13 protein-coding genes are annotated in these 12,755 nt (G+C 37.7%); 11 read left to right on the top strand and 2 right to left on the bottom strand.

Features of this window, described 5'->3' with window-relative positions; genetic code table 11:
* The first annotated feature begins 25 nt into the window (after positions 1-25).
* From LIV57_RS17515 to LIV57_RS17545, 7 genes are all read left to right on the top strand, one after another.
* Entirely contained in the window at positions 26-1,300 is a 1,275-nt protein-coding gene (locus LIV57_RS17515; RefSeq protein ID WP_227943643.1) for an acetyl-CoA hydrolase/transferase family protein, read from the top strand.
* 139 nt (positions 1,301-1,439) lie between these two features.
* A complete protein-coding gene (locus tag LIV57_RS17520; protein ID WP_202843295.1) occupies positions 1,440-2,231 on the top strand; it encodes a hypothetical protein in 792 nt (263 codons plus the stop codon).
* A gap of 237 nt (positions 2,232-2,468) precedes the next feature.
* Entirely contained in the window at positions 2,469-3,599 is a 1,131-nt protein-coding gene (gene hppD / locus LIV57_RS17525; protein WP_202843296.1) for a 4-hydroxyphenylpyruvate dioxygenase, read from the top strand.
* Between the two features lie 69 nt (positions 3,600-3,668).
* On the top strand, positions 3,669-4,130 hold the full coding sequence (locus LIV57_RS17530; RefSeq protein WP_137905145.1) for a hypothetical protein: 462 nt from the start codon (positions 3,669-3,671) through the stop codon (positions 4,128-4,130).
* A 52-nt stretch (positions 4,131-4,182) separates the two neighbouring features.
* The gene (fahA, locus tag LIV57_RS17535) at positions 4,183-5,430 is read left to right on the top strand and encodes a fumarylacetoacetase (protein WP_227943644.1); all 1,248 of its coding nucleotides are present in this window, start codon (positions 4,183-4,185) and stop codon (positions 5,428-5,430) included.
* A gap of 31 nt (positions 5,431-5,461) precedes the next feature.
* Positions 5,462-5,869, top strand: a complete 408-nt coding sequence (locus LIV57_RS17540; protein ID WP_227943645.1) for a GxxExxY protein — start codon at positions 5,462-5,464, stop codon at positions 5,867-5,869.
* A 60-nt stretch (positions 5,870-5,929) separates the two neighbouring features.
* A complete protein-coding gene (locus LIV57_RS17545; protein WP_227943646.1) occupies positions 5,930-6,754 on the top strand; it encodes a flavin reductase family protein in 825 nt (274 codons plus the stop codon).
* A gap of 173 nt (positions 6,755-6,927) precedes the next feature.
* On the opposite strand, the gene LIV57_RS17550 is transcribed toward LIV57_RS17545, so the two are convergent.
* Both LIV57_RS17550 and LIV57_RS17555 read right to left on the bottom strand, forming a co-directional pair.
* Positions 6,928-7,437, bottom strand: a complete 510-nt coding sequence (locus LIV57_RS17550) for a hypothetical protein (RefSeq protein ID WP_227943647.1) — start codon at positions 7,435-7,437, stop codon at positions 6,928-6,930.
* Positions 7,438-7,485: 48 nt separating this feature from the next.
* Complete coding sequence (locus tag LIV57_RS17555; protein WP_227943648.1) at positions 7,486-8,328, bottom strand: alpha/beta hydrolase family protein; 843 nt, start codon at positions 8,326-8,328, stop codon at positions 7,486-7,488.
* 125 nt (positions 8,329-8,453) lie between these two features.
* On the opposite strand from LIV57_RS17555, the gene LIV57_RS17560 reads away from it, so the two are divergent.
* The 4 genes from LIV57_RS17560 (at position 8,454) to LIV57_RS17575 (ending at position 12,689) form a co-directional block, all read left to right on the top strand.
* Positions 8,454-9,227: a HipA family kinase gene (locus LIV57_RS17560; protein ID WP_227943649.1), complete on the top strand. Its 774-nt coding sequence runs from the start codon at positions 8,454-8,456 to the stop codon at positions 9,225-9,227.
* Positions 9,214-9,597 (top strand): DUF3037 domain-containing protein, encoded by a 384-nt coding sequence (locus LIV57_RS17565; protein ID WP_227943650.1) that lies wholly within the window; start codon positions 9,214-9,216, stop codon positions 9,595-9,597. The genes LIV57_RS17560 and LIV57_RS17565 overlap by 14 nt, the downstream gene beginning before the upstream one ends.
* Positions 9,598-9,616: 19 nt before the next feature.
* Complete coding sequence (locus tag LIV57_RS17570; RefSeq protein ID WP_227943651.1) at positions 9,617-10,651, top strand: alpha/beta hydrolase; 1,035 nt, start codon at positions 9,617-9,619, stop codon at positions 10,649-10,651.
* Positions 10,652-10,847: 196 nt separating this feature from the next.
* Positions 10,848-12,689: a carbon starvation protein A gene (locus tag LIV57_RS17575; RefSeq protein WP_227943652.1), complete on the top strand. Its 1,842-nt coding sequence runs from the start codon at positions 10,848-10,850 to the stop codon at positions 12,687-12,689.
* The last annotated feature ends 66 nt before the right edge of the window (positions 12,690-12,755 follow it).

Here is a 12,755-nt window from a genome sequence, read left to right on the forward strand (position 1 = left end):
GAACACATTTTAAAAAAAACAAAATATGAATAATTACATCAGCGCAGAAGAAGCAATATATATGATAAAAAGCGGAAACCGTGTGTTTTTTCACGGCAGTGCCTGTACACCGAATTATTTGATTGATGAGCTGGCAAGACAGTCCGGCCGGCTGCAAAATGTGGAAATGGTTTCCATTACCCAGCAGGGAAATGTAGAAATTGCAAAACCACAATACAAAGACAGTTTTTTCATCAATTCTTTATTTGTTTCAACGCCTGTGCGCGATGCTGTGAATTCTGACCGCGGAGACTTTGTTCCTGTTTTCTTAAGCGAAATTCCTATTTTATTCAGAAAAAATATTTTACCCCTTGATGTGGCCCTGGTAACCGTTTCTCCTCCGGACAGACATGGTTTCTGCACATTGGGAACTTCTGTAGATATTGCCAGAGCAGCAGTAGATACGGCAAAAATCATTGTGGCCATTGTTAATCCAAGAATGCCGAGAACCCATGGAGACGGGATGATCCACATCAGCAGAATCCACAAACTGGTTTGGCATGAAGAGGAACTTCCAACGGTAGACTATGGCTCAAAAGTTGGGCCTGAGGAAATGCTTGTTGGAAAGAATGTTGCTGAACTTATTGAAGACAGGTCTACTCTTCAGATGGGTATCGGGACCATTCCTGATGCGGTTCTGAAATGCCTTACCAATCACAAAGACCTCGGAATTCATACAGAAATGCTGAGCGACGGTGTTATTGATTTAATTCAGAATGACGTAATCAACAACAAATATAAAGGGTACAACGATAATAAAACCATTACAAGCTTCTGCTTCGGAACCAGAAAACTCTATGATTATGTGGATGATAACACCGTTTTTGCTTTCAGGGATGTAAGTGAAGTCAATTTCCCGATCAATATCATGAGAAACAAAAAGATGGTAGCCATCAATTCTGCTATTGAAATAGACCTTACAGGACAGGTTTGTGCCGACTCTATCGGAACACTTCAGTACAGCGGAATCGGAGGACAAATGGACTTTATGCGTGGTGCAGCTTTAAGTGATGACGGAAAGCCCATCATTGCCATTACGGCCAGAACCAAAAAGGGAGTTTCAAGAATTGTTCCTTTCCTTAAACAGGGAGCTGGCGTAGTAACAACAAGAGGTCACATTCATTACGTCGTTACTGAATACGGAACTGCCTATCTGTACGGAAAAAATCTTCGCCAGAGAGCACAGGAGCTTATCAGCATTGCTCATCCTGATGACAGAGAGATGCTGGAGAGAGCGGCCTTTGAAAGATTTAAACATTGAGAATCAAATCATAAAGCATAAAAAACTGTTTTTGAAACTAATTATTTAAAACAAATTCTGAACTGTACATCCCTAAAACATAAAAAAACATTAATATTTTGGCAGTATATTTGATAAAATTCATTCAAAAACAAGGAAATTGAAAACTATATATAATTCGATACGAGACGAAATTGTAAAACATTCCAAGGTAAGGAATTCTGTTTTGGGGAATGTGAATGAATGGAAGAGAAGCCACTATATTATTCTTTCCGAAATTATCAAAGATGAACTCTCTGAGGCTGAAGAACTGAAGGGAGGAAAAAAATTTGAAATCGGAAATACCATTTCCCATGTTACCCTTCAACGCTTTTTTGAAAACGATTATCAGGATAAAACCCACAGTGATCTCAGATTTTTAAAAACACTGGATAAAATCTGTATCTTTTTAGGATATAAAGATCTTAATGATTACATCCTTACGGTAAGGTACAGAAAAGAGAATGATGAGGGAACCGATGACCAATCCTATCTTACACAGATGGTGTATGATTACTGTGCTGCCGTTTTTGAATTTTATAAGCTGTTTCCGACTCACAATACCGAACTTTTAAAAGGTCTGGTATTTGACAACTCTCCTTTTCTGGAAAGAGCTTCACAGTTTAGTAAAGAGTTGTGTGATAAAGATTTTCACCTGGTTACAAAAAACAACAGATCCAATTACGAAGTATTTGATATTCACGTTGTCACAGACGAACCGGACAAAAAAATACTGGAGTCTCAGGAGTTCTGGAACCTTTTGTTCAAAGTTGGAGAAACCGGCGAAGAGCATTTCGTGAATCAACTCAGTACCCAGATCTATTTTATCCGAAAAATAAATGATACCTGGAAGATATGGGATAATTATAATCCCGACGCAGGAATGCTCAACCGAAAAATTGAAACAATCTAAAATAAGAAGCCGCAGAGAAATCTACGGCTTTCATGTTTCGAAATATTTTTTTTTCACTTGTCTTTTTGTATAACAAATGTAGGCAGACGATTTTAAACTTATGAAACTTAAATATACTTAAGTAAACTCTTCTTTAACGTTATGTTAAATATATTCAATGAATCCGGGGGAATATTTTCGCAATGTCTAAGAATTTTGTAATTTGCATACCAATAAAATAAAAGTAAAAGAGAAAATATGTCAACACTTACATTTGCCGAGAAAATAGCTCAAGCAGAAAATTTCTTACCAATTAATGGTACAGATTATATTGAGTTTTATGTAGGAAATGCAAAACAGGCTGCCCATTATTACAAAACCGCTTTCGGTTTTCAGTCTGTAGCTTATGCGGGTCCTGAAACAGGAGTAAGAGACCGTGCATCTTATGTGCTTCAACAGGGAAAAATCAGATTGGTATTAACGACGGGACTTAAATCTGACTCTCCTATCAGTGAGCACGTAAAAAAACATGGTGACGGAGTAAAAATTTTGGCACTTTGGGTAGATGACGCTTATGCAGCTTTCGAAGAAACAACTAAAAGAGGAGGAAAACCTTATTTAGAGCCTGTAACGTTAACTGATGAGCAGGGTGAGGTAAGAATGTCCGGTATCTACACCTATGGAGAAACCGTTCACATGTTTGTGGAAAGAAAAAATTATAACGGAGCTTTCATGCCTGGTTATGAAAAGTGGGAAAGTGATTATAAGCCTGAAGAAGCAGGGTTATTATACGTAGACCACTGTGTAGGAAATGTTGACTGGAACAGAATGATCCCGACCGTAGAATGGTATGAAAAAGTAATGGGATTTGTAAACATCCTTTCTTTTGATGATAAGCAGATCAACACAGAATATTCTGCACTGATGTCTAAAGTAATGTCAAACGGAAACGGATATGCAAAATTCCCGATCAACGAACCTGCAGAAGGTAAAAAGAAATCTCAGGTAGAAGAATATCTTGATTTCTATGAAGGAGAAGGGGTACAGCACATTGCTGTAGCGACGAAAGATATCATCCACACCGTAACTGAATTGAAGAAACGTGGTGTTGAATTCCTTTCTGCTCCACCGGAAGCTTATTACGACATGGTTCCTGAAAGAGTAGGTCATATTGATGAAGATCTTAAAAAACTTCAGGAGTTAGGTATACTTATTGATCATGATGAAGAAGGGTATTTATTACAGATCTTTACGAAGCCTGTAGAAGACCGCCCTACTCTATTCTTCGAAATTATTGAAAGACATGGTGCGCAAAGTTTTGGTGCCGGAAATTTCAAGGCGTTATTCGAAGCATTAGAAAGAGAACAGGAAAGAAGAGGTAATCTTTAATTTTACAATAAAATATAAGTTTTGTCAGAATACTGTATTCTGGCAAAACTTTTTTATAAAACACAGTATATGAGAAAACTTTTTATCGGGATTTTCCTTCTGGGAACCTTAGGGCTTAAAGCTCAATATGGAACTTTGAATGAAATCCTTAACCGACTTGAGCAAAGAAAAGGCATCAATCAGCATCTTGAAAATGTAAATATTGATAACAAAAAGTTTGTTTTCATTAAAGATGAAGCCGATCATACGGAACGGGACTTTATTATCATCAAAGGAAATAATGCCACGTATGTAGAAGTTTTCGATGATAAAGCAACTGGAGAAAGCAGTTCCAATGTTTTTACCGGTGATATCATCAGGAAAAAAAATATTATTTCTTTACGGGCAGACATGCTTGAAAACAAAAAAATCCCAATGCCTGTCACGAAGACTTTACTGCTGACACAACAGGACAATATTTTATACCTCATCGATGTCAATACCAGAGACAGATGGATTGATGAAGCCTCTTACTCAAAAAAGACCAAATAAATGTTCCGGGGAATTCTCCGGATGATATTGAATCTAACCAAAATCTAAACTTATGAAATCATTTGTAGACTATTCCTCAAATTCGGATTTTTCTATACACAATATTCCTTTCGGAGTCGCAGTTTTTAACAAAGAATATATCGGATGCTGTACCAGAATCGGAGATCAGGTCATTGATCTTGCTACCTTGTACGATCTTGGATATTTTGAAGATATTGAAGGATTAGACGACAATGTTTTTGAAGCGTATACCATTAACGAATTTATCGAGCTGGGTAAGCCTGTTACCAATGCTGTTCGTACTAAAATCCAAACCCTATTACTGGAAGGATCCACTTTATCAAAAGATCAGAAAACTATTGAAGAGGCTTTCTATGACCTGGATAAAGTAAAAATGATGATGCCTGTTCACATCCCGAACTATACTGACTTCTATAGCAGCATCGAACATGCTACCAACGTAGGAAAAATGTTCCGTGACCCGGCAAACGCTTTATTACCCAACTGGAAACATCTACCGGTAGGTTACCACGGAAGAGCATCCTCTATCGTAGTTTCCGGAACGGAGATCAATCGTCCGAAAGGTCAGACAAAACCTGCAGATGCAGATAAACCGGTTTTCGGACCATCTAAACAACTGGATTTCGAACTGGAAATGGCTTTCATCATCAATAAAAATACAGAGATGGGAGAAAGTATTTCTACTAAAGACGCTGAAGATGCCATCTTCGGAATGGTCGTTTTCAACGATTGGTCTGCAAGAGATATCCAATCCTGGGAATATGTTCCGCTAGGGCCTTTCCTTGCGAAAAACTTCGGTTCATCCATTTCTCCATGGGTAGTTACCCTTGAAGCTTTGGAGCCGTTCAGAACCGCTTCCCCGGTGCAGGATCCTGAGGTTTTAGACTATTTAAAATTTGAAGGTGATAAAAATTACGATATCAACCTTGAAGTATATATCCAGCCTGAAAACGGAGATCAAAACCTGATCTGCGAAAGCAACTACAAACACATGTACTGGAATATGACCCAACAGCTGGCACATCACACCGTAAACGGATGCAATGTGGAAGTAGGTGACCTATATGCCAGCGGAACTATTTCGGGAAGTGATCCGAAATCTTTCGGCTCTATGCTTGAACTTACATGGAGAGGACAAAATCCTTTATCATTAAGCAACGGAGAAGAAAGAAAATTCATTGAAGACAATGATACGGTTACCATGAAAGCTTGGGCTGAAAAAGACGGTGTGAGAGTAGGTTTCGGTGAAGTTTCCGGTAAAATTATTCCAGCACTTTAATTTTTTTACCACAAAAGTCACAAAAGAATTTATGATTACGCAATCATTTTTAACAGATCTTACCTATAAAATAAATGGTGCTTGTATAGAAGTTCACAAAATTTTAGGGCCTGGTTTATTGGAAAGCGTATATCATAAATGTCTGGAAGAAGAATTTAGATTAAGAAATATTAATTTTAAATCTGAATTGAAAGTTCCTGTACATTACAAAGGAAAAGAAATTAACTGTGATTTCTTTTGTGACTTTTTAATTGAAGACCTAATTGTGGTAGAATTAAAGTCAGTTGTGAAGCTTAATGATATTCATAGAGCTCAACTTCTTAACTATATTAACTTAATGAAGAAACCCAAAGGCATTTTAGTCAATTTTAATGTGAAAAATCTATATCACGAAGGGCAAGAAACCTTTGTAAATCAATATTACGATATGCTTTTTTAAACTTTAATGATTAAAAGTATTTTACTTAAAACTTTTGTGCCTTTTGTGGTTAAATAGAATATGAAAACAGTAATCCCCTCCGAGATAACCTCCGTACAACTACAGACCATCATGCAGACCGCCGTGTCACCACGTCCCATTGCATTGGCTTCTACGGTAGATAAAGACGGTAATAATAACTTATCTCCGTTCAGTTTTTTTAATATGTTCAGTACGGTTCCTCCGATTTTGATTTTTTCACCATCGAGAAGGGTTCGTGACAATACTACAAAACATACGCTGGAAAATGTTCTTGAAGTACCGGAAGTGGTCATCGGAACAGTCAATTTTCCGATTGTACAACAGATCTCTTTAGCGTCTACAGAATACGAAACCGGAGTGAATGAGTTTATCAAATCCGGTCTTACCATGAAAGATGCAGATCTTGTACAGCCTAAACTTATTGAAGAATGTCCTGTTAACTTTGAATGCAAAGTTTTAGAAGTAAAATCATTGGGAGATCAGGGCGGTGCAGGAAATCTGGTAATTTGTGAAGTTCAGAAAATCCATATCAGGGAAGAATATCTGAATGAAGCCGGAAATCTGGATCAGAAAAAACTGGATATGGTAGCCCGTTTAGGCAGCAACTGGTATTCCAGAAGCAATGAAAACAGTCTTTTTGAAGTACCTAAACCTTTGGTAACAAAAGGAATCGGTTTTGATCTGCTGCCAGATTCTATCAAATACAGTAAAGTCTTTACAGGAAATGACCTTGGAATGCTTGCCAATACGGAAGTGTTGCCTGAAGGTGACTTTCATGCTGATGAAAATATTCATCTCAACGCACAGAAGTTACTTCTGGAAAGCAAAGTGGAAGAAGCGTGGGTTTTACTCACTATTAAATAAAAAAATAAGCCTGAAATTTCAGGCTTATTTTTTTATGCTGGAAGTAAGAAGCTGGAAGTATATAAAGTCTTATGAATAGCTTTTTGTCCAAATTAATACCCTTTGGAAAATAGTTCCATTTTGATTTCAATAGATACTGAATACTATTATCTTCCAGCTTCTCACTTACTTTCTTATTTTGCTTTCAGCGATTCTGAGACCGTAATTTTCCCTTTTTCAGCAAATTCTGTTACCTTGCCGTTTTTATCTATGGAAACGTTCAGATTATCATTTTTAGCATCGTAATAGATGCTTGTCGCGTATCCCGGACAGTCGTGCTGTTTGCATCCTGTCAGTTTGTAGATTCCATTTTCTGATACAACAGGACTTTCCACATTGAAATTCTTTACCATCTCATCATACTGAGCACCAGTAAGCTTTTTAAGTCTTTCTGAAATACCTTTATCTTCAAAGAATTTAATATCATGAGGATATTTCCCAACGTTTTTGGTAATAACATTATCCGGAGCAGGAGCAGAAGGAGCTGCAGTTGCTGCTGAATCTGTTTTTGGAGTTGTTGCGGAATCCTTAGGAATTACCGTTGCCAAAGTATCACTGCTTACAGATGATTCTGTTTTTGTTTCTTTTTTACATGAAACAACACATAATGAAAGCGCAAATGCGCCTGCAATAATTTTTTTCATAATTATATTGTATGGTGGTTACTATATAATAACGTAGTTTTAAACGTTTTATTTCAATTTTTCTTTGATAAAATCAATGCATTTTTCAGTTACAGTATTGAGATCTTTTGGTAAATCATTTCCTTCCCATGGTTCTTTTGCCCCGAAAGTATGGTTGGCATTTTCAATCAGAAACAATTCAGAATTGGGATGGAGAATATGAAGATGTTCTGCCTGTTTTACTTCTACCGCTTCATCTTCTGTTCCATGAATAATCAGCATATGAGCCTTAGCCATTTCTGTAGCTCGTTCTACATCAAAACGGTGAATATCCTTTTCATAGTCTTCATAAAACTGATAATAATGAGGCATTTCCTGTTTTGTACGGCCGTTCAGCGCATAATACACTCCATTATTCTTCCAGTTCTCAAAAGCTTCTCCTTTTGGAAAACGATCTAATGTGTCAACACTGGCCAATGTAATCAAACCGTTGATTCTTTCATCTTCAAAAGTTTTGATAATAGATATTCCTCCTCCCCTGCTGTGTCCGATCAGTACAATCTTTTCATCATCCACATGAGGATCTTTACTGAAATGATCAATCACTACTCCAAGGTCAGAAAGTTCTTTAGAATAATTATTATTTCCAAAAGCTTCGAGGTCTCCAAAGTTAAACGGATCTTCTGTTGTTGTTCCGTTATGTGAAAAATTAAACTTGACAAAGAAAAAACCTGCTTCCGCAAACTTTTCAGCCATCAGGTTCCAGGCGCCCCAATCTTTATACCCTTTATATCCATGAACAAATATAATCAGGGGAAGTTTTTTTTCCGTAGCCGGATAAAAAATATCAGCAAGAAAACCTTTTGTTTCTTTATTTTCCAGGTATACATTCTTTTCGGTAATCAGATTCATAACAAATTTTTCTTTCCTTTTAAAATGGTAATTTATGAAAAAAACTATGTTTCCCGGTATTTAATTCCTTATTTCTTTTACTAAAAGTCAAGTCAAAGTTTCTAAAAATAGCATATTTTTGCATCATGCAGAATTTAAGAACTGTAACCGTGATGCGTTACATTCTGCCACTGAGAGAAGGAGGATCTCTTCCGGCTCTGGCAGAAGCTGATGATGATTTCAAATATGTATTAAAATTCCGTGGTGCAGGCCATGGGGTAAAAATGCTGATCTCCGAACTGTTGGGCGGGAAAATTACCGAAGCTTTGGGACTTAAAATTCCTGAACTTGTTTTCGTTAATCTTGATGCTGATTTCGGAAGAACGGAAGCCGATGAGGAAATACAGGATCTTCTTAAGTTTTCCGAAGGACTGAATCTTGGACTGCATTATCTTTCCGGATCTATCACCTATGACCCGGGAGTAAGTGTGGATCCGCTTCTGGCCTCAAAAATAGTATGGCTGGATGCATATATTACCAACATCGACCGTACTTTTAAAAATACCAATATGCTGATGTGGCATAAAGAACTTTGGATCATCGATAATGGTGCTTCATTCTACTTCCACCACTCCTGGCAGAATTTTGATGCAGCGGCTAAAACGCCTTTCAAATATGTGAAAGATCATGTGCTTCTTCCTAAGGCCAAAATGCTTGACGAAGCTGATAAGTTTGCTCATGAAGTTTTGAATGATACTCTTTTCAGAGACATTGTGAATATGATTCCTGAAGACTGGCTGCACTGGAATGATGCCGACGAAACACCGGAAGAAATCCGTGAGATCTATTTTCAATTTATGAAAACCAGATTAGAAAATTCTCAAATCTTTGTAAACGAAGCGAAAAATGCAAGAGGATAAAATATATGAATATGCGGTAATACGCCTGGTACCTAAAGTTGAAAGAGAAGAATTTTTCAATATCGGACTGGTGATGTTTTCCAAGAAGGAAAAATTCATCAGAGTGGAATTCTATTTGTGTCCGGACAAATTCAAGCTGATGCACAGCAAACTGGATTACGATGATATCATCCACAATCTGGAAAGCTTTCAAAAAATTGCTAACGGTGAGAAAGATGGCGGTCCTATTGCATTGCTTGATATTCCGGAACGTTTCCGATGGCTGACAGCGGTAAGAAGTTCTGTCGTACAGACCTCAAGACCTCATCCGGGAAAATCAAAGGATCTGAATGCCACTTTTGGTAAGCTTTTTGAGGAGTTAGTAAAATAACACTCCTTAAAAATTTATTATGAAATTACACATCAACAACATATCAACATACAGGTTTTTCACAAACCTGTTTTTTATTTTATTTTTAAGCTTTACAAATTTATTTTTTTCACAAGACCTACCATTAAGACCAAACAAACCTTCTGCTGTAAAAAGTACATTACTTCCTGAAATTGCAACAGTTTCCGAAGATATCGTGTACAAAACAAACAGAAAGGGCAAACCTCTCGCTCTTGATCTCTATACACCCAAGAATGCCACCACTGAAAAACTTCCGGTATTGATCTACGTTCATGGAGGCGGATGGGTAGAAGGTGACAAAGTGGTAAATGCAGATAATTATCTTGAAACAACTGTAAAAAAACTAATAGACAAACAGTATGCGGTGATCAGTATCAATTATACGCTTTTAAGTGACAGCATTCATTTTCCTATGCCGTTGGAAGATACCAAAGATGCCATAAGATGGGTAAGAAAAAATGCTGAAAAATATAACCTTGACACCAACAATATCGGACTTTTCGGGGCTTCAGCCGGAGCCCATCTTTCTCTGATGGCAGCCTATACACCAGACAATACTTATCTGGGTAATCCTGAACTTTCCTCTTATTCGGCTAAAGTGAATTATGTGATTGATCATTATGGCCCTGCAGACCTCAACAAACTTTTCCATACAAGATTAGGAACAATTCCGGTGGGAATGATCGGATTAATGTCTAAAAAAATTGTCGGTTTACAGGAAAATCTTGTCAAAGGAATTTCCGGATATAATATCAGAAAAGATCAGGACAGCGCTATTGATTATCTTAAAACGATTTCCCCTGTCTATTTTGTTTCCGGAGGAGTTCCAACTTTAATTGTCCAGGGGAATAATGATAAAATTGTTCCTTTAAGCCAGTCTAAAAAGCTCCACAGAAAATTAAACAGAGCCAAAATACAGAACTCCCTGATCGTCGTTGATGGCGGAGTGCATGGCTTTGGCACTACTGATAAAGCTTATCTGGACCAACTTACAGATAAGATGGTAGATTTTGTTCTTTCACAAAAGAAATAAGATATATATTTATCTATCAGAGCACAACACAAAATCCTATAAATCAAATTAATAACATAAAGAACAAATACAAATTTGCTAGATTGATATACATATTATTACTTTTTCATTGAGAATTAATTACCTTGGCTATTGTTTAAATTATTAACAACAAAAACACCAATAGTTTAATTTTTTATCAACAAAAATAAGCAGTATGGAATCTTTAAACAATATCAATGCACTTACGCTCATCTTTGTATCTGTTCTTCTTTTTGCGATAGCTTACCGTTTTTACGGTATTTTCATTGCCAATAAAGTTCTCCGGCTTAATGACGGGAATACAACACCTGCTGTAGAATTTGCAGATGGTAAAGATTATGTGGCTACCAATAAAAATGTACTTTTCGGGCATCATTTTGCAGCTATTGCTGCTGCCGGGCCTTTGGTAGGACCTGTTCTTGCTGCACAGTTCGGATATCTTCCGGGAGCTTTATGGATATTGATAGGATGCGTACTGGGAGGTGGGGTTCATGATATGATTGTTCTTTTTGCTTCAGTGAGACATAAAGGGCAAAGTCTAGCCACGATTGCTTCCAAAGAAATCGGGAAAGCAACGGGTACGGTAGCAGGTTTTGCGATCCTCTTCATTTTGATTCTTACACTGGCAGGTCTATCTTTAGCTTGCATCAACGCGATGCATGAAGCTTCATGGTCTCTTTTTACAGTAATCATTACGATGCCTATTGCCATCATTATGGGGCTGATTATGCGCTATAAAAAGAACAGTGTACTTTTTGCAAGTATCTTGGGAGGAATTCTTCTGATTGCAGGGATTATTGGTGGACACACTCTGATGCAGAATCCTACGATGAATGGTTTATTTTCCTGGGATATTAAAACGATTTCTATAGCGATTCCTCTCTATGGTTTTATTGCTTCTGTATTGCCGGTATGGCTTCTTTTGGTTCCAAGAGATTATCTTTCAACTTATTTAAAAATCGGAACTATTATTATGCTGGCTATAGGGGTAATCGTTATCCATCCAACGATACAGATGCCGGCTATCACAGCATTTGTTAATGGCGGCGGCCCTATTATTGGCGGTCCGGTACTTCCTTTTATCTTCATTGTAATTGCCTGCGGAGCGATTTCCGGGTTCCATGCGGTGATTGCTACGGGAACCACTCCGAAAATGCTTAATAAAGAAAGAGAAATTCTTTTTGTTGGTTACGGAGCCATGCTGGTAGAAGGTTTTGTCGCATTAATGGCGCTTATCGCAGCCTGTACACTGATGCCGGGTGATTATTTTGCCATCAACACGCCCAAAGAAGCCTATGATTCATTTCTGGCAGCGCATCCTTCTTTGCACGGAGTGGATATTGATTATTACTCCCAGAAAATAGGTATTGATCTGTATGGCAGAACCGGAGGTGCAGTATCTCTGGCCGTGGGAATGGCCCATATCTTTAATAAAATCCCGTATATGGATCAGCTTACCGCGTATTGGTATAATTTCGCGATTATGTTTGAAGCGGTATTTATTCTTACAGCCATTGATGCCGGAACCAGAGTCGGACGCTTCTTTTTACAGGAAATGCTGGGGTCCGTAGTTCCAAAGTTTAATGATAAAAACTGGATTCCGGGAATCATTATCAGCAGTCTTCTTTTCACTTTTGCCTGGGGATATCTGGTATATACCGGAAATGTAAACAGTATCTGGCCGTTATTTGGAATCAGTAACCAACTGCTGGCAGCCTGTGGGCTTATCGTCTGTACAACGATGCTGATCAGAATGAACAGGGGAAAATATGCTTTATGCTCGGCTATTCCGGGTGTATTCATGGCTGGAATTACCTTCTGGGCGGGTTATATTCAGGTGACCGCCATTTACATTCCTAAAGGACAGTATTTACTGGCAACTTTAGCAGTAACAGCCATGGTTCTGATGCTTATTGTATTTGCAGGAGCTTTCAGAAAGTGGTATCAGCTGCTTCAAATCAAAACAACTGAAATTGACCATTATGGTGAACCAGTGAAAGAACTTGTGGAAAGATAAAGGCAGTCATTAAATAAAGAAAAAACAGTTCAGAAATTCTGAACTGTTTTTTTATAAGCACTATAT

Origin of the sequence: Chryseobacterium sp. X308 (assembly GCF_020733145.1) — a bacterium.
In the GTDB taxonomy this organism is placed as follows: Bacteria; Bacteroidota; Bacteroidia; order Flavobacteriales; family Weeksellaceae; genus Chryseobacterium; species Chryseobacterium cupriresistens.

What these genes read in the sequence shown, in the direction of transcription:
- LIV57_RS17565 (WP_227943650.1), top strand. Translation starts at nt 9,214, where the DNA reads ATGCAAGAGGATAAAATATATGAATATGCGGTAATACGCCTGGTACCT.
- LIV57_RS17515 (WP_227943643.1), top strand. Translation starts at nt 26, where the DNA reads ATGAATAATTACATCAGCGCAGAAGAAGCAATATATATGATAAAAAGC.
- fahA (WP_227943644.1), top strand. Translation starts at nt 4,183, where the DNA reads ATGAAATCATTTGTAGACTATTCCTCAAATTCGGATTTTTCTATACAC.
- LIV57_RS17545 (WP_227943646.1), top strand. Translation starts at nt 5,930, where the DNA reads ATGAAAACAGTAATCCCCTCCGAGATAACCTCCGTACAACTACAGACC.
- hppD (WP_202843296.1), top strand. Translation starts at nt 2,469, where the DNA reads ATGTCAACACTTACATTTGCCGAGAAAATAGCTCAAGCAGAAAATTTC.
- LIV57_RS17550 (WP_227943647.1), bottom strand. Translation starts at nt 7,437, where the DNA reads ATGAAAAAAATTATTGCAGGCGCATTTGCGCTTTCATTATGTGTTGTT.
- LIV57_RS17530 (WP_137905145.1), top strand. Translation starts at nt 3,669, where the DNA reads ATGAGAAAACTTTTTATCGGGATTTTCCTTCTGGGAACCTTAGGGCTT.
- LIV57_RS17575 (WP_227943652.1), top strand. Translation starts at nt 10,848, where the DNA reads ATGGAATCTTTAAACAATATCAATGCACTTACGCTCATCTTTGTATCT.
- LIV57_RS17555 (WP_227943648.1), bottom strand. Translation starts at nt 8,328, where the DNA reads ATGAATCTGATTACCGAAAAGAATGTATACCTGGAAAATAAAGAAACA.
- LIV57_RS17560 (WP_227943649.1), top strand. Translation starts at nt 8,454, where the DNA reads ATGCAGAATTTAAGAACTGTAACCGTGATGCGTTACATTCTGCCACTG.
- LIV57_RS17570 (WP_227943651.1), top strand. Translation starts at nt 9,617, where the DNA reads ATGAAATTACACATCAACAACATATCAACATACAGGTTTTTCACAAAC.
- LIV57_RS17540 (WP_227943645.1), top strand. Translation starts at nt 5,462, where the DNA reads ATGATTACGCAATCATTTTTAACAGATCTTACCTATAAAATAAATGGT.